Genomic DNA, 19,164 nt, shown 5'->3' on the forward strand with positions numbered 1-19,164 from the left:
GCGGTGCGACGATTCGACTTGCCCCCGATAGCGGTGTGACAGTCAAACAGTGCATTGACTGATCCGCCGCCATCGGGGGGCAAGCTTCCTCCCACATTTTTTGTCGCAGTTCTTTTTCAGTCATTTGTAGCAAAGATCTACAAACCTGCCGCTTTTACCGCTAGTCTGCGGACATCTGCAATGCCGACCACAGCCTTCTACAAGAGCCCGGCGATGACTGATCTGTCCCGAATCCAAGGGCCTGCCAGTGCGGTAATCCCGACCCTGGAAGGTCGCTTCTACAGGCCACCCCTGCCTGACGGCTACGTGCTGCGACCGCGCTTGTGCGAACGCCTGAGCGCCGGGCTGGACGGGCGCCTGTTGCTGGTCAGCGCGCCGGCCGGGTTCGGCAAGAGTTCGTTGGCGGTGGAGTTCTGCCAGAGCCTGCCGGCCCATTGGCAAAGCCTGTGGTTGGGCCTGAGTCCGCGGGACAACGACCCCGGTCGTTTCCTTGAGCGTCTGCTCGATGGTTTGCAGCAATTCTTCACGCAACTCGGCGCCCAGTCCCTGGGCTTGCTGAAAATGCGCCAGCGTCATCAACCCTTTGCCTTTGAAGAATGGCTGGACGGCCTGCTCGACGAGCTGGCCGTGCACCTGTCCACCCGTGCGCCGCTGTTGCTGGTACTGGATGACTATCACCTGGCCCAAGGGCCGGTGCTTGACCGCTGCCTGCAGTTTTTCCTCAATCATCTGCCCGATGGCCTGGTGGTGATGGTGACCAGTCGCCAACGTCCGGACTGGCATCTGGCGCGGCTGCGTCTATCGCGCCACCTGCTGGAACTGAATGAACAGGACCTGCGCCTGACGCACGACGAATCCCTGGCGGTGCTGGATCGCCACAGCAACTCCCTGCGCGGCGAAGCCCTCGACAACCTGATCCGCCGCAGCGAAGGCTGGGTCGCCGGCCTGCGCTTCTGGTTGCTGGCCGCCTCTGAGGCCGGTAGCGACGGCACCTTGCCGCAAAGCCTGAATGGCGGGGAAGGGCTGATCCGCGACTATCTGCTTGAAGAAGTGATCGACTGTCTGCCGGCCGAAGTACAGGCGTTTTTGTACGATACAGCCCCGCAGGATCGTTTTTGCAGCGAACTCTGTGATGCTGTGCGTGAAGCCCACGACAGCGCCGAAATCCTGCGTTACCTGCAAGCCCACCAAGTCTTTCTGGTGCCGCTGGACGAGCAGGGCCACTGGTACCGTTATCACCATCTGTTTTCCGACCTGCTGCGCACGCGGCGCGCCAGCAGCCATGTACTGCCGGCCGCCAGCCTGCACCTGCGTGCGTGCCGCTGGTTCAACGCCCAGGGCTTGATCGATGAGGCGGTGGAACAGGCGTTGCGCGCCGGCCACCTGGATGTGGCGGCCAACCTGGTACAGAACCTGTCCGAAGAACAACTGCTGGCCGAGCAAAACGTGGGCATGTTGCTGCGCTGGAAAATGGACCTGCCCGACAGTCTGCTGATCAGCACGCCACGTTTGATCGTGCTGTACAGCTGGGCGTTGGGCCTGGCTTGCCAGTTGGACGCGGCGGAAGAATTGTCCAGTTACCTCAGTCGCTTCCTGCCGGCACCGTCGGCCACCGCGCAAAAGTCGATGCTGGCCCAGTGGCTGGCGCTCAGCGGGATCATCGCCCGAGGCAGGGGGGATCGTGAGTTGACCCAACGCTATTGCAGCGAAGCGTTGGAAAGCCTACCGCAACGGCGTTACGGCCAGCGCCTGATGTGCCTGTCGACGCTCTCCAACCTGGCCATCGTCGATGCCGACCTATGGCGCGCCCGTGGTTTGAATCGCGAATCCCTGGAACTGGCGCAGCGGGTCGGCAACCCGTTGTTCGAGGCCCTGGCCCATTATGACCGTGCGCGGGTGTTGCAGGCGCGCGGTGAAATCCTGCGTTCCCTGGATGAAGTGCGCCAGGGCTTGCAGCGCCTGCATGGCCTGGCGCCGCAGCGCTTGTACGCGGTGCGTGCGCGGTTGTCGCTCTACGAAGGTTTTTTGCTGTTGGTGCGCCTCCAGCCTGAAGCCGGTCTCGCTCGCTTGCGCGCCGGTCTCGCCGAAGCCCGGGCTTGCCGCGATATCAGCGTGTTGATCGGTCATTGCGTGATCGCCAGTTTCGAAGGGCGTCGGGGTCAATTCGCCACGGCGTTCGCCGAGCTTGCCGAGGCGGAGCGCCTGATGCATATCTGGGACGTGCCACCGATCTACTATCTGGCGATGATTACCCTGATCAAGTGCGAGCTGTGGTTGGCCCAGGGCCGCACCGACCTCGCCGACGCCTGGCTGACCCGCCTGGGGCAGACATACAACGGCGAACACGCCGCCGCCGCGCCAGAATTCCATCCGCACCTGCCCCAGCATATCGGGTTGCAACAGGCTGCGTTGGACGCCACGCGCCACCAGCCCGCTGCGGCGCTGCAACGCCTTGATGAACTGGCGCAGCAGGCGCATAACAGTGGGCGCCAGATGATCGCCCTCATGGCGCTGACCCAGCAGGCGCATTTACTGTTGGAGAGCGGCCAGGAGGCCAAGGCGCGTCCGCTGCTGGCACAGGCGCTGGAGGCGGGGGCCGGTGGCGCGTTGCAACCCTTCCAGCGTCTGCTGGAAAACCACCCGGACTGGATGCGCGAGCAACTCGCCAGAGATCCCCATGGCCTCTTGAACGAGAGCCTGCTGGCGCTGTTGCCCGTCGCCTCGGTGGTGGAGACAGTGTCGATCCATGAAGCCTTGAGCGCACGGGAGCTGGCGGTGCTGCAACTGATCGCTCAGGGCTGTTCCAATCAGGAGATCAGTAATCGGCTGTTTATCTCCCTGCACACGGTCAAGACCCACGCCAGCCACATCAACAGCAAGCTGGGTGTTGAGCGGCGCACTCAGGCGGTGGCACGGGCGCAGGAGCTGAGGTTGATCGGCTAGGCCTGGGCTTTTGCGAAAGCCGCAGCCATGTAGTCTTGTTCTCGCAGTGAAAGACCAACCGCCTGAGCCACGGTCCTCCAATGGCTGACTGAGTTGATGCAGTCAGCGATGATTTCATCCGCCTTCCCGAGGTTCACACGGAAGAAACCGGCGACTTCTCTCGCCAGTTCCAGATCCAGCGCATTGTCGTATTCGGTAATATTGAGTTTCAGGCCATCTCCCAGTGGCGTGGGATTCAAGTCATACGCATCCGAAAGGCGCCATCCGTTGCCTGGCTCCAGGATAAAGCCATGATTACGCAAGTGGTCGTCGGTGTTTGAAACCAGGATATTGAACACGATGCGCGTCCACAGCTCTTGCAGATCCTGGTCGGTATTCGAGCCGCTGCGCATCAGCACTTCAGCCAGCTCCAGGTAGCTAGCGCCCGAGCTGGCGTCGTCACCATCGACTCGGCCAGTGAGCGTCATGGCGGATGCAAAGTGCAGACGGCCGCCTGCAGCCGTCCGGTCGAAACGTTTGACCATGAAGCAATGAAACTCGCTGGCATAGCGCTTGCCGATCGCCGAGGCGACCTTCAGGCCACAGGCCTTGGCCAGGGCGTTGACGACCAGCTCCCAGCCGCCCACATCGTAGGTGTCGCGGGTCGAGGGAAATTTGGCGATCCATAGATGGTTGTCGTGGTCGGCGACGCTGGCTTTTGGGCGTGCACCGCCCAGGGAGCCGCCGGGTGCAATCAACATGCGTAGCCATTGCCGGCCTTCTGGGGCCCGATTATCCGGGTCGTTTTCCAGCTCGCGACTGGCTCTTTCCAGCGTATGCAGCTCGACAAAAGGCGGCGCGGCAATGGTGTCCTGATCATCGAGAAAACTGCCGGTATCGTTCAGCCGGTAGCGTAGGGCGCCGACGCGAAAGAGATCGTGTACGCCAAGCAGATAGTCCGACTCGCCGAGCCGAGTATTCGCGTCGTATAGTCCGTCGCGGATGTCGCGTTCCAGGCGTCGTTTCATCAGCAATCGCCCCCAGCGATCCGGGCAGGAGTCGCTGAAGACACCAAACATGTTTCGCCCCTCAACAGGGAACTGAGCGCCTGCATAGGGGCCGATGCCCGGGTCGATCCGAACGGCGTTCAGCGCCCGGTCTTGCAATGCCAGAGGGTCGCTTTCGTACTCGAACTTTTCGGTCACCCGGGTTTTTTTTGCGTGCAGCCAACCAAGGCGCCGGGGGCCGTCGATACCTTCCCAGTCGGCATAAACCCCAATCATGGTCATTACGTGTCTGTCCTTTGCCGTGGTGGGATCAGTGCGGCCAGTGCGTCGCTGCTGATCGTGCCCTTGTCGGGAGGGGGCGTAGGCTTTGACGGTAGTGGCTTCTTGCGGGCGGTGGCTTTGTTTCTTGTAACTTTCTCTGACTCCATCGGCTTATTCCTGCGCGACGCTGATGCCTTGCCCGTTAGCAGTGTTGAATCCTGCAGATGTCGACCCAGTTCATCGTCCGCTGCGACGGCGTTCAGGTCTTTTTCGAGGCCCAGCACCTGCAATATCGCCAGGTAAGCACCCATCGTGCTTCCTGAAGAGCCGCGCTCCAAGGCTCGAAGTGTCATCTGGGACATGCCGGCGCGCTCAGCTGCTTGCTTGGCAGTGATTTTTCGGCGCAGGCGCGCAAGTTTGATCCGCTCGCCGAAATCCGAAAGCAGGTGCTCGGTAGTGGGTAGCAATGGGGCGACTTTTTTTGCCATGCTATTATTCCTGCACTTTTTGGTGCGAAGTGCAAAAATAATAGCACTTCTATTTCTTTGTAAAGTGCAATTATTCTGGCGATACAGGGCTCGGAACTATAGTTTAATTGCATTGATCACGATTCAGAGGCTCACCCATGACGCTCACGGCTCCCACGCTGATTCGCGAAACCTTCCCCGTAGGCCCCTTGCAGTGCAACTGCACCATCATCGGCGACCCCATCAGCAAAAAGGCCATCGTGGTCGACCCGGGCGGCAACCATGAGCTGATCCTGGCGCGGCTCGATGCCCTGGGCCTCAAGGTGGTCAGTATCATCCATACCCATGCCCATCTGGATCACTTCCTGGCGTCCGGCCAGTTGAAGGAGAAGACCGGTGCCACCTTGCACTTGCACAAAGAGGATCAATTCCTTTGGGACAATCTGGAAATGCAATGCCAGATGTTTCGCGTGCCCTACACCCCGGTGCCTTCGCCAGACCGCTGGCTGGAACATGATGAAGAGTTGGCCTGCGGGTGTGGCGTGGCATTGCACACCCCGGGGCATACGCCGGGCTCGATGAGCTTCTGGTTTGCCGATGCCAAGCTGCTGATTGCTGGCGACACCCTGTTCCGACGTGGTATCGGGCGTACGGATTTGTGGGGCGGCGACCAGGCGACCATCGTGCGTTCGATCAAGCAGCGGCTATACACGCTGGATGAGGGGGCGACCGTGGTGACCGGGCACGGCCCGGATACTCGACTGGGTGATGAAATGCGTGAGAACCCTTTTGTACGGGCGTGACAGATTAATTGCCGGGTAGGGCTGTTCTGTCAGAGGCAAGCGTTGCAGCAAAAACTCAGGTTGTGTTCAGCGTGCGTCTGCTACGGTTGCTGTAGCGACGGAATTTTTGCCGTTTGTCGTGTTCCAAACTCGGCACAGGTCCATTGCCAATGTCCTTTGCACCATAGAATGCAAAAGTAGGAGCTTCCTTCATGTTCACTTCGCGTCGTCTGCTTGTTGTTGCTACCGCCGTAGCCCTGTTGTCCGGCTGCGCATCACCTAATCCTTATGACGGCAGCAGCCAGGGACAGGCGAGTAATGAATCCGGCGGTATGAGCAAGACCGCCAAGTACGGCGGCCTGGGTGCCCTGGCCGGTGCACTGGCGGGTGCGGCCATCGACCATAACAACCGTGGCAAGGGCGCGCTGATCGGTGCCGTGGTTGCAGGTGCCGGCGCAGCAGGTTACGGCTACTACGCCGATCAGCAGGAAAAGAAACTGCGCGAGAGCATGGCCAATACCGGGGTTGAAGTTCAGCGCCAGGGCGACCAGATCAAGCTGATCATGCCGGGCAACATCACCTTCGCCACCAACTCGGACGCGATCTCCAGCAGCTTCTACCAGCCGTTGAACAACCTGGCCAACTCGCTCAAGCAGTTCAACCAGAACACGATCCAGATCGTCGGTTATACCGACAGTACGGGCAGCCGTCAGTTGAACATGGACCTGTCCCAGCGTCGTGCGCAGAGCGTAGCCAACTACCTGACGTCCCAGGGCGTCAACGGTGCCAACCTGAGCGCACGCGGTGCCGGCCCGGATAACCCGATTGCCAGCAACGCCGACGTCAACGGCCGCGCCCAGAACCGTCGTGTGGAAGTCAACCTCGGCCCGATCCCGGGCCAGCAGTACGGCCAGCCAGGTGCTCAGCAACAGGCGCCACAGCAGAACAACCAGTTCCAGGGCAACCCGTACTCGCAGTACCAGTAAACATTCGCTAATAAAAAGGGCGCCTGTGAAAGGCGCCCTTTTTTGTGGCTGCGTGATTACATCAATCGATGTATTCGAACACCTTCACGATTTTCTGCACGCCGGACACACCTTGCACCAGGTTGGCTGCGCGAGTGGCTTCGGCCTGGGTCAGCAGGCCCATCAGGTAGACGATACCGTTGTCGGTCACGACCTTGATGCGCGAACCAGGGATCGCGTTATCGGTGAGCATCTGCGCCTTGATCTTGGTGGTCAGCAGGGCGTCGTTGCTGATGGCCAGCAGGGTGATCGGGTCCATCACCTGCAATTCGTTATGCACTTTCTTCACGCGCTGCACGGCAGCGGCGGCTTGCTCGGCCTGGGCCTTGAGGTCGGCGCGTGGCGTCTGGCCAGCGAGCAGTACGACGCCGTTGAAGCTGGTCACGACGATGCGCGAAGCGCCATTGCCCAGGTCTGGCGCGGCCTTGGCAACGTTGACCTCGACCTTGGTTTCGATCAGCGAGTCATCGATCTTGCTGCCGAAAGTGCGGGTGCCCTTGTCATCCTGAATAGGGGTGTCACGAGTCGCGGTGATGGCCGTGCTGCAGCCGCTGATAGCGAGGCACAGGGTGATGGCCAAAAGGCTGAGGCGGTTAACGGTCATTCTTCACTCCCAAACAGTTGGCTGTCGATCAGATCGCACAGGCAATGGATCGCCAGCAGGTGGACTTCCTGGATACGTGCGGTGACATTGGCCGGGACACGAATTTCCACGTCTTCAGGCAACAGCAGTGAGGCCATGCCGCCGCCATCGCGCCCGGTCAATGCTACGACAATCATTTCGCGATCATGTGCGGCCTGGATCGCTTGAATAATATTCGCCGAGTTGCCGCTGGTGGAAATCGCCAGCAGCACGTCACCCGGTTGACCCAGGGCGCGAATCTGCTTGGAGAAGATTTCGTTGTAGCTGTAGTCGTTGGCAATCGAGGTGATCGTCGACGAGTCGGTGGTCAAGGCAATGGCTGGCAGGCTTGGGCGCTCACGCTCGAAGCGGTTGAGCAGCTCGGACGAAAAATGCTGGGCATCGCCGGCCGAACCGCCGTTGCCGCACGAAAGCATTTTGCCCTCGTTGAGCAAGGCGTTGACCATGACCTGACTGGCTTGCTCGATGTGCGGTGCAAGTACGTCCATCGCCTGTTGCTTGGTGTCGATACTGGCCTGGAAAAGCTGGCGAATTCGGGATTGCATGTCCATCTGTGTGACCTTAAGTAGCGCGGCTGTTTGGCACAGGAATGTGCAGCCCGCAAAGCAAAGAGCAAAAGTGTGTGGTGAAGATGTCCGGCGAATCAGCTGTCGAAGGCATTCTTGAGCCAGTTCAGATCAGCCTGACCAGACGGTGTGCTTTCTATGGCAACCACATCGAAACGGCAGGGGGCGTCGGCCCAGCGATGCTCTTTTTGCAGGAAAAACTGCGCGGCGAGTATCAGCCTCTGACGCTTGCGCCCGTCGATACTGGCGAGCGCGCCACCCCATTGTGCGTGTTTTCTGTAGCGGACTTCGACGAATACTACTGTATCGCCGTCAAGCATGACCAGATCAAGCTCACCGCGTTTACATAACCAGTTCTGCGCCAGCAGGCGCAGACCTTGTTGTTGCAAATACTCCAGGGCTTGCAGTTCGGCGTCCTTGCCGCTTTGTGCAGTGGACCGCTCGGGCATCAGCGCGGAGTGTCCGGCAGGCGCTGGATCTCGCCACCGACAAACTTGGCCCAAGGCATCTGGCGATCAACGCGCTGGTTGGCGCTGATACCCAGGTTGCCCGACAGGCCGTCGACACGGGTGTCTGGCAGCGCCTTGAGTTGCCCCAGGCGCGGCGCCAGGCGGTAGGCGTCGACGCCCATCGCGTACAGGCGGCCGAGGCTGCCATTGGCTTGTGGCCATTGTGCGGCTACCTGGTTGCGCAGTGGGTCGGTAGTGTTGAGCAACCAGGGCGTTTCGCAAAACATCACGTTGGTCATGTCCAGGTACTGGTTCTTGTCGCCGCTGGCGCTGAACACGTGGGACGTGGCGTATACCGGCACGTCGCCGGCATATTGGAAGTTCAGGGTCGGCTTGATCTGCTGGGCCAGTTGCGGTGTCACGGCCAGGAAGATGAACTCGATGTCCTGGCGACGCGACGGCTGCGCGGCGACATCAGTGCCGACGGTGCTTTGCAGGCTCTTGGCGCGGCCTTCGCTTTTGCGCAGCTGGAACAGATCTGCAATTTGCTGGGCGAGGGCGACGGGCTGATCGACATACTCAACCCCCATGACCTGGCCGCCATTGGCTTCCCAGTCCTGGCGGAAGGCTTTGTAGACACGCTCACCCCATTCGCCACGCGGAACCATGGCAGCCGCGCGATGCAGGCCGTCGGCACGGGCGCGGCGCGACACTTCGCGGGCTTCGTCTTCAGCGGCCAGGCCGAACTGGAACAGTTGCGCCGGGCTGCGATCAGTCTCGCTGTAGTTCAACGCCAGGGTGGTGATCGGCAATTGCGGGCGGGCACTGAGCTGTTTGACCAAAGGCTTCTCCAGCGGGCCGACCACCAATTGCACACCGGCGGCCTGGGCCTTGGCGTAGAAGTCGTCGAGGGAGGTCAGGCGTGAGCTGTCATAGAATTCGATGACCGGCGGCTTCTGCCCGGCTTGTTCGGCCTGGTAGTGCGCCGCCATGAAACCTTCACGCAGCGCTTTGCCGACGGAGGCCAGCGGGCCGTCCTGTGGCAGCAGCAAGGCGATCTTGTTCAGAGGCTGGCTGGCCAGTTCCTTGAGCTTGGTCAGCGGCGTTGGCAATTGCACGGCAGCCGGGTGGCCCGGATTCTGTGCGCGCCAGGTGTCGATGGCCGCCTGTTGCTGCTCCAGCGTACCGGCGCCCTTGACCGACTGGGCCAGGGTGATCCAACCATCCAGCACCGGATTGCCGCTGGCTTGCAGCTGTTCGGCCGGCACGGCGGCAATCAAGGCCCAGATGGCTTCGTGGTTGTTGTTGGCGGCATCACCCGTGAGCAGTGGGGCCATGGCGACACGTTCCCGGGCGGCAGCCAGGGTCTGGCCGTCGGCTTCATAAGCGCGGGCGTGTACGCTGGCGGTGCGGATCTGCTGTTCGGGCGGCAGGTCCTTCAGGTTTTGCAGGCTCGGGTGGCTCAAGGCAGTCAGCGCCGCCTTGGGCTGGTTGCGCGTCATGGCCAGTTCGGCAGCCAGGGTGCTGGCAAATACTTGCGCGGCGGGCTTGAGGACATCCAGGGGCACTTGCGCAAGAATCTGCGACGAACGCCCAGGGTTGTTCTGCTTGTAGGCCATGTCTGCCGCACTCAGGCGCAGCAACGCAGCCTTTTCTGGCGTCTTGGCGGTAGTGGCCTGTTCGAGCAGTTGCTCGATACTGGCGTCCGGGGTCCGTGGAAGGTCGCCAAGGCTGGACGAGGGCGAGCTGGCGCACGCGGCCAATAAGGCAGCGAGGCAGAGGGCGGAGAGCAGCCGCAGGCAAGCGATCATGTAAGTGTTCCTGATACCGATCAAATTAGCGTGGAATTGTACCCAAGCACTGGCCCAGGCGCGATGTTACTGGCGTGAAACCGTCGAATTAGGTCGTGCAAATGTTGCAACTGGCGTTAAACGGCTGAAAAGGCATCGGCGGTGATGGCATATTTTCAAGGCGCCTACGCGCTACAATGTCGCTTTTGCCAACCATCGAGGTGTGCGTTTTGACTGCTCCAGGTCCTTTGAATTCCACTGCAGGCTCGCTTTTTGTCGTGGCGACGCCCATTGGCAACCTGGACGACATCAGTGCGCGGGCACTGAAAATGTTGCGCGAGGTTAAATTGATCGCGGCGGAGGACACACGGCACTCCCAGCGTTTGATGCAGCATTTTGGTATCAGCACGCCATTAGCCGCGTGCCACGAACACAACGAGCGCGAAGAAGGCAGCCGCTTTATCGTGCGGCTGCTGGCCGGCGACGATGTGGCGCTGATCTCCGACGCGGGTACACCCCTGATCTCCGACCCTGGCTACCATCTGGTGCGCCAGGCGCGGGCCGCTGGTATCAATGTAGTGCCTGTTCCGGGAGCGTGCGCGCTGATTGCGGCATTGTCGGCGGCGGGTCTGCCGTCCGACCGTTTTATTTTCGAGGGTTTCCTGCCGGCCAAGGCCGTTGGGCGACGTGCGCGGCTGCAAGCGTTAAAGGAAGAGCCGCGCACCTTGATCTTCTATGAAGCCCCCCATCGCATCCTCGAATGCCTGCAGGACATGGAGCTGGTATTTGGCGGTGCGCGCCTGGCACTGCTGGCCCGTGAGCTGACCAAGACCTTCGAAACCCTCAAGGGTCTGCCGCTGGAAGAGTTGCGTGCGTTTGTCGAAGGTGACAGCAATCAGCAGCGCGGCGAGTGTGTGGTGCTGGTCGCAGGCTGGACCGCGCCTGAGGACGAAGATGCGGTGGGCAGCGAGGCCATGCGCATCCTCGACCTGCTGCTCAAGGAGATGCCTCTCAAGCGTGCGGCCGCCCTGGCGGCGGAAATCACCGGGGTGCGCAAGAACCTCTTGTATCAAGCGGCGCTGGATAAACAAAAAGGCGAATAGTTCCAGGGTTAAAGGGGTATTCCGTCTGAACGTGATGGCAATTCTGAACTTTTATTACTTGTCCTAAGTCCGTCGTGCCGTTAACCTGCGCGGCGGAGAGTCGATTGGACAGTCGCTGCCCTCTATGAAAATTAGGGGGGGGAGGAAAGTCCGGGCTCCATAGGGCGAAGTGCCAGGTAATGCCTGGGAGGCGTGAGCCTACGGAAAGTGCCACAGAAAATAACCGCCTAAGCACTTCGGTGCCGGTAAGGGTGAAAAGGTGCGGTAAGAGCGCACCGCACGACTGGCAACAGTTCGTGGCTAGGTAAACCCCACTTGGAGCAAGACCAAATAGGGTCCCAAGGCGTGGCCCGCGCTGGGACCGGGTAGGTTGCTAAAGATGTCCAGTGATGGCCATCGTAGACGAATGACTGTTCAAGACAGAACCCGGCTTATAGATCGACTCTCCACCTTTTTCCTTCTGTCCGAATCTCGAGCAGAAACCCGGTAGTAACGCAAGAATCCCTCCCTGCCGAATCATTGGCAGATGCGTCTTCGTAATACCAAAAAAATCTTACTCTTAATAAATTACTTTAACTTTAGCCTATAGCTCTTTGAGCTATTTGCGCTTGTTGGGCCAAAAACATCCCCGAACTCTGTTTTCTCCTCCCTTTACGCTCCTAAATCTCCGTTCTGTAAGGCTTTTCCTTGAATCCGCGCCTTGACGGTGTGGTGGGCGCATTCCTATAGTGTGCGCAAGTGGCGGAAAGTGGCACAAAGTGGGTTTTTTGAACGTAAAACGCTAAAATTTGGAGAAACGCATCTGTGTTTCGCGGAGCTAACGCTATCAGTCTCGATGCAAAAGGCCGTCTCGCCATGCCGAGCCGGTATCGTGACGAGCTCATTTCGCGAAGTTCCGGGCAGTTGATCATCACTATCGATGCCGTTGACCCTTGTTTGTGTGTTTACCCGCTCGATGAGTGGGAGTTGATTGAAACCAAATTGCGCGCCCTGCCTTCATTGCGTGAAGAGAACCGCCGCCTGCAGCGTTTGCTGATTGGTAACGCCGTCGACCTCGAGCTCGATGGCAGCGGTCGTTTCCTGGTGCCGCCGCGCTTGCGTGAGTACGCCAGGCTCGACAAGCGCGCAATGCTGGTCGGCCAACTGAACAAGTTCCAATTGTGGGACGAAGATGCCTGGGATGCTGTTTCTGCAGCTGACCTGGCTGCTATTCAACAACCGGGCGCCATGCCTGATGAACTGCGTGATTTGATCCTGTGACTATTGATAGCGGCTTTAACCACATCACCGTACTGCTTGACGAAGCCGTTGAGGCTCTCGCCGTACGCGCGGATGGCTGCTATCTGGACGGCACGTTCGGCAGGGGTGGGCATAGCCGGTTGATCCTCAGCCAGCTCGGGCCCGACGGCAAACTCCTCGGGTTCGACAAGGACCCCCAAGCGATTGCCACCGGGCAAGCGCTAGCGGCCGAAGACGGCCGCTTTGTCGTTGTGCAGCGCAGCTTTGCCGAGCTGGGTGCCGAAGTGGCCGAGCGCGGCATGGCGGGCAAGGTAGCCGGGGTTTTGCTCGACCTGGGCGTGTCCTCGCCGCAGCTCGACGACCCGGAGCGCGGCTTCAGCTTCATGAACGACGGTCCGCTCGACATGCGCATGGACCCGACCCGTGGCGTCAGCGCTGCGCAGTTCATCGCCACCGCGCCAGTGGAAGAAATCGCCCGTGTGTTCAAGGAATACGGTGAGGAGCGCTTCGCTGGCCGCATGGCCCGCGCCGTGGTCGAGCGTCGTGAAATCCAGCCGTTCGAGCGCACTGCCGACCTGGCCGAAGTACTGAAAGTCGCCAACCCAGCGTGGGAAAAGGGCAAGAACCCGGCGACCCGTGCGTTCCAGGGCCTGCGTATTCACGTCAACAACGAGTTGGGCGACCTGGAGGCCGGCCTCGAGGCTGCTCTCGAGGCACTGGAAGTGGGCGGTCGCCTGGTGGTGATCAGCTTCCACTCTCTGGAAGACCGCATCGTCAAGTTGTTCATGCGTCGCCTGGTCAAGGGTGAGTCCGACAACCTGCCGCGCAACCTGCCGGTACGTTTCGAAGCCTTTGTGCCGAAAATCAAAATCCATGGCAAGGCGCAGTTCGCGTCCGAAGCCGAGCTCAAGGCCAACCCACGTTCCCGTAGCGCTGTCATGCGTGTCGCGGAGAAGTTGCGGTGAGCAAGCTTTTCGCCAAGCCCCTCCCGGGCGGCAGCTTCTTTATGTTGCTGCTGTTTGTCGGCGTGCTGATTTCCGCGATTGCGGTGTCCTACAGCGCCCACTACAACCGCCAGTTGCTCAATACCCTGTACGGGGAATTGAGCGTGCGCGACAAAGCCCAGGCGGAATGGGGCCGGTTGATCCTGGAGCAAAGCACCTGGACAGCCCATAGCCGCATTGAAGTGCTGGCGACTGAACAACTGAAAATGCACATCCCGGGCGCGGCCGAAGTCCGCATGGTGGCGCCATGATGAAACTCGAAGGCGCACTCTACCCATGGCGCTTCCGCCTGATGCTCGGCTTGCTGGCATTGATGGTGGGTGCGATCGCCTGGCGGATCATCGACCTGCAAGTGGTCGACCGTGACTTCCTGATCGGCCAGGGCGATGCCCGTAGCCTGCGTCACATCCCGATTCCGGCACACCGCGGCCTGATCACCGACCGTAACGGCGAACCGCTGGCCGTCAGTACGCCGGTCACCACCCTGTGGGCCAACGCCAAGGAGTTGCAGGTCGCCAAGGATCGCTGGCCGGCGCTTGCCGCCGCGCTGGGGCAAGACCCGAAAGCCTTGGCTGAACGCCTGGAAGCCCAGGCCAATAAAGAATTCATCTACCTGGTTCGCGGCCTTACCCCCGAACAAGGCCAGCAGGTGCTCGACCTTAAAGTCCCCGGTGTCTACGGCATCGAGGAGTTCCGTCGTTTCTACCCGGCCGGTGAAACCACCGCGCATATGGTCGGCTTTACCGACATCGACGACCACGGCCGTGAGGGTGTGGAACTCGCCTACGATGAATGGCTCGCCGGGGTTCCCGGTAAACGACAAGTCATCAAGGATCGGCGCGGCAGACTGATCAAGGATGTCCAAGTCACCAAAAACGCCAAGGCCGGTAAGCCCTTGGCGTTGTCGATTGACCTGCGCCTGCAATACCTGGCCAACCGCGAGTTGCGTAACGCGATCATCGAGAACGGCGCCAAGGCCGGCAGCCTGGTGATCATGGACGTCAAGACCGGCGAGATCCTCGCCATGGTCAACCAGCCGACCTACAACCCCAACAACCGTCGCAACCTGCAGCCGGCGATGATGCGCAACCGCGCCATGATCGACGTGTTCGAGCCGGGTTCGACCATGAAAGCCATCTCCATGAGTGCCGCCCTCGAAACCGGACGCTGGAAACCCAGCGACAAGGTCGAGGTGTATCCGGGTACGTTGCAGCTGGGCAAGTACACCATTCGTGACGTGTCCCGTACCGAAGGCCCGGTGCTGGATCTGACAGGTATCCTGATCAACTCCAGTAACGTAGGCATGAGCAAGGTCGCCTTCGATATCGGCGGCGAGACCATTTATCACCTGGCGCAGAAGATCGGTCTGGGCCAGCCCACCGGCCTGGATTTCCCCGGTGAGCGCGTTGGCAACCTGCCGAACTACCGCGACTGGAAAAAGGCCGAGACCGCCACGCTTTCCTACGGCTACGGCTTGTCGGTGACGGCGATCCAACTGGCCCATGCTTTCTCTGTATTGGCAAATAATGGGCGCATGGTTCCGCTGAGCCTGATCCATGTCGACGAAGCGCCGAAAGCCACCCAGGTGATACCGGAAAACGTCGCCAAGACCATGCAAGGCATGCTGCAACAAGTGATCGAAGCGCCACGCGGCGTATTCCGTGCCCAGGTGCCGGCGTATCACGTAGCCGGCAAGTCGGGTACTGCGCGTAAAACGTCGGTGGGTACCAAGGGCTACGCGGAAAATTCGTACCGTTCGTTGTTCGCCGGTTTCGGCCCGATGAGCGATCCACGCTACGCCATCGTGGTGGTGATCGATGAGCCGAGCAAAGCCGGTTACTTCGGTGGCCTGGTCTCGGCGCCGGTGTTCAGCAAAGTGATGTCCGGCACCCTGCGCCTGATGAACATCACGCCGGACAACCTGCCGCCGACCCAACAAGCGAACGCCGGTCCACCGGCCGCTGCTGTAAAAGCCAATGGAGGGCGCGGCTGATGTCTCTTAGCCTGAACAAGATTTTTGCCCACGCCGGCCGCGATCTTCTGATCCGTGAATTGAGTCTGGACAGTCGCAATGTGCGCGCCGGTGACCTGTTCCTGGCGGTGCCGGGGGGCAAGTTCGATGGCCGTGCACATATTGCGGACGCCCTGCAACGTGGCGCGGCTGCCGTGGCCTACGAAGTGGAAGGCGCAACCGTGTTGCCGATCACCGATGTTCCGCTGATTCCGGTCAAGGGGCTGGCCAAACAGCTCTCGGACATCGCCGGGCGTTTCTATGGCGAGCCAAGTCGACATCTCAACCTGGTTGGCGTTACCGGCACCAACGGCAAGACCAGCGTGACCCAATTGATTGCCCAGGCCCTTGACCTGCTGGGGCAACACTGCGGCATCGTCGGCACGCTGGGCACTGGTTTCTACGGCGCGCTGCAAAGCGGCCTGCACACCACGCCGAACCCGATTGCCGTGCAAGCGACCCTGGCCGACCTGAAAAAGGCCGGCGCCAAGGCGGTTGCCATGGAAGTGTCGTCCCACGGTTTGCACCAGGGTCGGGTTGCTGCCCTGGCGTTCGATGTGGCGGTGATGACCAACCTGTCCCGCGATCACCTCGACTACCACGGCACCATGGAAGCCTACGCGGCCGAGAAGGCCAAGCTGTTCGCCTGGAACGACTTGAAGTGCCGCGTGGTGAACCTGGACGACGAGTTCGGTCGCCAACTGGCCGCCGAAGAGCGTGAGTCGCGCCTGATCAGCTACAGCCTGGAAGATTCCAGCGCGTACCTGTACTGCCGCGACGCGCAATTCAATGACGAAGGCGTGCGCGCGACGCTGGTGACGCCCCAGGGCGAACATCATTTGCGCAGCACCTTGCTCGGTCGTTTCAACCTGAGCAACACCCTGGCGGCCGTCGGCGCATTGCTCGGCCTGGATTACGCCCTCGACGAAATCCTGCGTGTGCTGCCGAAGCTGGAAGGCCCGGTCGGTCGCATGCAGCGCCTGGGTGGCGGCAAACAGCCGTTGGTGGTGGTCGATTACGCCCACACGCCGGATGCCCTGGAAAAAGTCCTGGTGGCCCTGCGTCCCCACGCCAAGGGCAAGTTGTTGTGCCTGTTTGGTTGCGGCGGTGATCGTGATCGCGGCAAGCGCCCGTTGATGGCCGAGATTGTCGAGCGCCTGGCCGATGGCGTGCTCGTCACCGACGACAACCCACGCAGTGAAGACCCGAGCCAGATTTTCGACGACATCCGCGTCGGCTTCAAAGACGTGTCCAAGGCGACGTTCGTCGCCGGTCGCGGCGCAGCCATTGCCCAATTGATCGCCGGCGCCAGTGCTGACGACGTGGTGGTGCTGGCCGGTAAAGGTCACGAGGACTATCAGGAAATCAACGGCGAGCGCCATGCCTTCTCCGATCTGGTCGAGGCCGATCACGCCTTGACCGCCTGGGAGGTTGCCCATGCTTAAACCGATGACATTCAGCGAACTGGTCCAGGCCTTGTCGGCCCGTATGCTGTCGAGCGATTGCCGCTTCGACGGCGTGAGTATCGACAGCCGCAACATCAAGCCGGGGCAACTGTTTGTCGCCCTGGCGGGCCCGCGTTTCGATGGTCACGACTACCTGAATGAAGTTGCCGCCAAAGGCGCCGTGGGTGCCTTGGTGCAGCGCGAAGTCGCGGATTCCACACTGCCGCAACTGCTGGTCGCCGACACCCGTCTGGCCCTTGGTCAATTGGGTGCGTTGAACCGTGCCGGGTTCACCAACCCCGTTGCGGCCATCACGGGATCCAGCGGCAAGACCACGGTCAAGGAGTTGCTTGCCGGGGTACTGCGCACGCGCGGCCCGGTGCTTGCCACCCGTGGCAACCTGAACAATGATTTCGGCGCACCGTTGACCCTGCTCGAACTGGCCCCTGAACATACGGCGGCGGTGATCGAGCTGGGCGCATCGCGCATCGGCGAAATCGCCTACACCGTGGCGCTGACCAAGCCCCACGTGGCGATCATCAACAATGCCGGAACCGCCCACGTCGGTGAGTTCGGCGGCCCGGAAAAGATCGTCGAAGCCAAGGGTGAAATCCTCGAAGGCCTCGATGCATCCGGCACCGCTGTCTTGAATCTCGATGACAAGGCCTTCGAGACCTGGCGTGTACGCGCCGCCGGTCGCAAGGTCCTGACGTTTGCCGTGCTCAATGCTGCGGCTGATTTCCACGCATCCAACATCACCGTTGATGCCCGTGGCTGCCCGTCTTTTACCTTGCACACCCCGCAAGGCAATGAGCACGTGCAGTTGAACCTGCTGGGCAACCATAACGTCGCCAATGCCCTGGCCGCGGTCGCTGCCGCCTACGCCCTGGGCGTGTCGCTGTTCGGTATCGCCACCGGGCTTGGCGCGGTGCAGCCGGTCAAGGGCCGTACCGTGGCGCAGCTGGCAACCAATGGCATGCGCGTGATCGATGACACTTACAACGCCAACCAGTCCTCGGTCTGCGCCGCCATCGACCTGCTTAAAGGCTTCGATGGCCGCAAGGTACTGGTGCTGGGCGACATCGCCGAGCTGGGCGACTGGGCCGAACAGTCCCACCGTGAAGTCGGTGCCTACGCGACCGGCAAAGTCGACGCGCTGTACGCCGTCGGCCCGAACATGGCTCACGCTGTCAACGCGTTCGGCCCCGGCGCGCTGCATTTCGCGACCCAGGCCGAGCTGATCCAGGCGCTGGCGGCGGCTGAACACGACAAACACACAACCATTTTGATCAAGGGATCGCGCAGCGCGGTGATGGAAAACGTCGTCGCGGCCTTGTGTGGCTCAAGTACGGAGAAACATTAATGCTGCTGCTGCTGGCTGAGTATCTGCAACAGTTCCACAAAGGCTTCGCGGTCTTCCAGTACCTGACCCTGCGCGGGATCCTGGGTGTGCTGACCGCGTTGTGTTTGTCGCTGTTCCTGGGGCCGTGGATGATCCGCACCCTGCAGAACCTGCAAATTGGTCAATCGGTTCGTAATGACGGCCCGCAGTCGCACCTGTCCAAGTCCGGCACCCCGACCATGGGCGGTGCGCTGATCCTGTCGTCCATCGGCATCAGCACCTTGCTGTGGGCTGACCTGCACAACCGCTATGTGTGGGTGGTGCTCTTGGTGACCCTGTTGTTCGGCGCCATCGGTTGGGTGGACGACTACCGCAAGGTGATCGAGAAAAACTCCAAGGGGCTGCCAAGCCGCTGGAAGTATTTCTGGCAGTCGGTGTTTGGCCTCGCTGCGGCGATCTTCCTCTACACCACTGCGCCAAGCGCGGTGGAGACGACCCTGATCATCCCGATGCTCAAGGACGCCAGCATTCCCCTGGGTATCGGCTTCGTGGTGCTGACCTACTTCGTGATTGTCGGCTCCAGCAACGCAGTGAACCTCACCGACGGTCTCGACGGCCTGGCGATCATGCCGACGGTGATGGTGGGCGGCGCGCTCGGCATCTTCTGCTACCTGTCGGGTAACGTGAAATTCGCTGAATACCTGCTGATTCCTTATGTACCGGGCGCGGGTGAACTGATTGTGTTCTGCGGCGCGCTGATCGGTGCCGGCCTGGGCTTCCTGTGGTTCAACACCTACCCGGCGCAAGTGTTCATGGGCGACGTCGGCGCCCTGGCGCTGGGCGCGGCCCTCGGCACCATCGCGGTGATCGTGCGCCAGGAAATCGTGCTGTTCATCATGGGCGGTGTGTTCGTGATGGAAACCCTGTCGGTGGTCATCCAGGTGGCATCCTTCAAATTGACCGGGCGTCGTGTGTTCCGCATGGCGCCGATTCACCACCACTTTGAACTCAAGGGCTGGCCCGAGCCACGCGTGATCGTCCGCTTCTGGATCATCACGGTGATCCTGGTGCTGATCGGCCTTGCCACCCTGAAACTGAGGTAGAAACG

At 60.9% G+C, this 19,164-nt stretch carries 17 protein-coding genes and 1 other RNA gene; 12 read left to right on the forward strand and 6 right to left on the reverse strand.

Going from position 1 to position 19,164, the window contains the following annotated elements:
• The first annotated feature begins 213 nt into the window (after window positions 1-213).
• Entirely contained in the window at window positions 214-2,943 is a 2,730-nt protein-coding gene (locus BM017_RS01310) for a winged helix-turn-helix domain-containing protein (protein ID WP_092240774.1), read from the forward strand.
• On the opposite strand, the gene BM017_RS01315 is transcribed toward BM017_RS01310, so the two are convergent.
• Complete coding sequence (locus BM017_RS01315) at window positions 2,940-4,211, reverse strand: type II toxin-antitoxin system HipA family toxin (RefSeq protein ID WP_092240776.1); 1,272 nt, start codon at window positions 4,209-4,211, stop codon at window positions 2,940-2,942. The genes BM017_RS01310 and BM017_RS01315 overlap by 4 nt on opposite strands.
• Window positions 4,211-4,678: a helix-turn-helix domain-containing protein gene (locus BM017_RS01320; RefSeq protein WP_092240778.1), complete on the reverse strand. Its 468-nt coding sequence runs from the start codon at window positions 4,676-4,678 to the stop codon at window positions 4,211-4,213. The genes BM017_RS01315 and BM017_RS01320 overlap by 1 nt, the downstream gene beginning before the upstream one ends.
• 137 nt (window positions 4,679-4,815) lie before the next feature.
• Between BM017_RS01320 and BM017_RS01325 the strand changes: the two genes are divergently transcribed.
• Together BM017_RS01325 and BM017_RS01330 are read left to right on the forward strand one after the other, a co-directional pair.
• The gene (locus BM017_RS01325) at window positions 4,816-5,460 is read left to right on the forward strand and encodes an MBL fold metallo-hydrolase (protein ID WP_071491178.1); all 645 of its coding nucleotides are present in this window, start codon (window positions 4,816-4,818) and stop codon (window positions 5,458-5,460) included.
• A 191-nt stretch (window positions 5,461-5,651) separates the two neighbouring features.
• Complete coding sequence (locus tag BM017_RS01330; RefSeq protein WP_058422961.1) at window positions 5,652-6,425, forward strand: YiaD family glycine zipper/OmpA-like lipoprotein; 774 nt, start codon at window positions 5,652-5,654, stop codon at window positions 6,423-6,425.
• A 61-nt stretch (window positions 6,426-6,486) separates the two neighbouring features.
• Here BM017_RS01330 and BM017_RS01335 read toward each other — a convergent pair whose 3' ends face one another.
• From BM017_RS01335 to BM017_RS01350, 4 genes are all read right to left on the reverse strand, one after another.
• Entirely contained in the window at window positions 6,487-7,068 is a 582-nt protein-coding gene (locus BM017_RS01335; RefSeq protein ID WP_012722284.1) for a BON domain-containing protein, read from the reverse strand.
• Window positions 7,065-7,658 carry a phosphoheptose isomerase gene (locus BM017_RS01340; protein WP_007904374.1) on the reverse strand — a complete coding sequence of 198 codons (594 nt, stop codon included), beginning with the start codon at window positions 7,656-7,658 and terminating at the stop codon, window positions 7,065-7,067. The genes BM017_RS01335 and BM017_RS01340 overlap by 4 nt, the downstream gene beginning before the upstream one ends.
• A 92-nt stretch (window positions 7,659-7,750) precedes the next feature.
• Complete coding sequence (locus tag BM017_RS01345; protein WP_092240780.1) at window positions 7,751-8,122, reverse strand: YraN family protein; 372 nt, start codon at window positions 8,120-8,122, stop codon at window positions 7,751-7,753.
• Window positions 8,122-9,933: a penicillin-binding protein activator gene (locus tag BM017_RS01350; protein WP_071491180.1), complete on the reverse strand. Its 1,812-nt coding sequence runs from the start codon at window positions 9,931-9,933 to the stop codon at window positions 8,122-8,124. Before BM017_RS01350 ends, BM017_RS01345 begins: the two co-directional genes overlap by 1 nt.
• Window positions 9,934-10,109: 176 nt before the next feature.
• Between BM017_RS01350 and rsmI the strand changes: the two genes are divergently transcribed.
• From rsmI to mraY, 9 genes are all read left to right on the forward strand, one after another.
• Window positions 10,110-11,015 carry a 16S rRNA (cytidine(1402)-2'-O)-methyltransferase gene (rsmI, locus tag BM017_RS01355; protein ID WP_170856025.1) on the forward strand — a complete coding sequence of 302 codons (906 nt, stop codon included), beginning with the start codon at window positions 10,110-10,112 and terminating at the stop codon, window positions 11,013-11,015.
• A 96-nt stretch (window positions 11,016-11,111) separates the two neighbouring features.
• Window positions 11,112-11,465, forward strand: an RNA gene (gene rnpB / locus BM017_RS01360) — RNase P RNA component class A.
• Window positions 11,466-11,819: 354 nt separating this feature from the next.
• Window positions 11,820-12,275, forward strand: coding sequence for a division/cell wall cluster transcriptional repressor MraZ (mraZ, locus tag BM017_RS01365; protein ID WP_004371993.1), 456 nt, complete (start codon window positions 11,820-11,822; stop codon window positions 12,273-12,275).
• Window positions 12,272-13,219: a 16S rRNA (cytosine(1402)-N(4))-methyltransferase RsmH gene (gene rsmH, locus BM017_RS01370; RefSeq protein WP_010213048.1), complete on the forward strand. Its 948-nt coding sequence runs from the start codon at window positions 12,272-12,274 to the stop codon at window positions 13,217-13,219. Before mraZ ends, rsmH begins: the two co-directional genes overlap by 4 nt.
• On the forward strand, window positions 13,216-13,509 hold the full coding sequence (ftsL, locus tag BM017_RS01375) for a cell division protein FtsL (RefSeq protein WP_010213047.1): 294 nt from the start codon (window positions 13,216-13,218) through the stop codon (window positions 13,507-13,509). Before rsmH ends, ftsL begins: the two co-directional genes overlap by 4 nt.
• Window positions 13,509-15,251 (forward strand): peptidoglycan D,D-transpeptidase FtsI family protein, encoded by a 1,743-nt coding sequence (locus tag BM017_RS01380; RefSeq protein ID WP_165447909.1) that lies wholly within the window; start codon window positions 13,509-13,511, stop codon window positions 15,249-15,251. Before ftsL ends, BM017_RS01380 begins: the two co-directional genes overlap by 1 nt.
• Window positions 15,251-16,714 carry a UDP-N-acetylmuramoyl-L-alanyl-D-glutamate--2,6-diaminopimelate ligase gene (locus tag BM017_RS01385; RefSeq protein WP_071491181.1) on the forward strand — a complete coding sequence of 488 codons (1,464 nt, stop codon included), beginning with the start codon at window positions 15,251-15,253 and terminating at the stop codon, window positions 16,712-16,714. The genes BM017_RS01380 and BM017_RS01385 overlap by 1 nt, the downstream gene beginning before the upstream one ends.
• Window positions 16,707-18,077, forward strand: a complete 1,371-nt coding sequence (gene murF, locus BM017_RS01390; RefSeq protein WP_092240782.1) for a UDP-N-acetylmuramoyl-tripeptide--D-alanyl-D-alanine ligase — start codon at window positions 16,707-16,709, stop codon at window positions 18,075-18,077. The genes BM017_RS01385 and murF overlap by 8 nt, the downstream gene beginning before the upstream one ends.
• A complete protein-coding gene (gene mraY / locus BM017_RS01395) occupies window positions 18,077-19,159 on the forward strand; it encodes a phospho-N-acetylmuramoyl-pentapeptide-transferase (RefSeq protein ID WP_071491183.1) in 1,083 nt (360 codons plus the stop codon). Before murF ends, mraY begins: the two co-directional genes overlap by 1 nt.
• Window positions 19,160-19,164 lie beyond the last annotated feature (5 nt).

Origin of the sequence: Pseudomonas sp. NFPP04, from assembly GCF_900113815.1 — a bacterium.
GTDB lineage: Bacteria > Pseudomonadota > Gammaproteobacteria > Pseudomonadales > Pseudomonadaceae > Aquipseudomonas > Aquipseudomonas extremorientalis.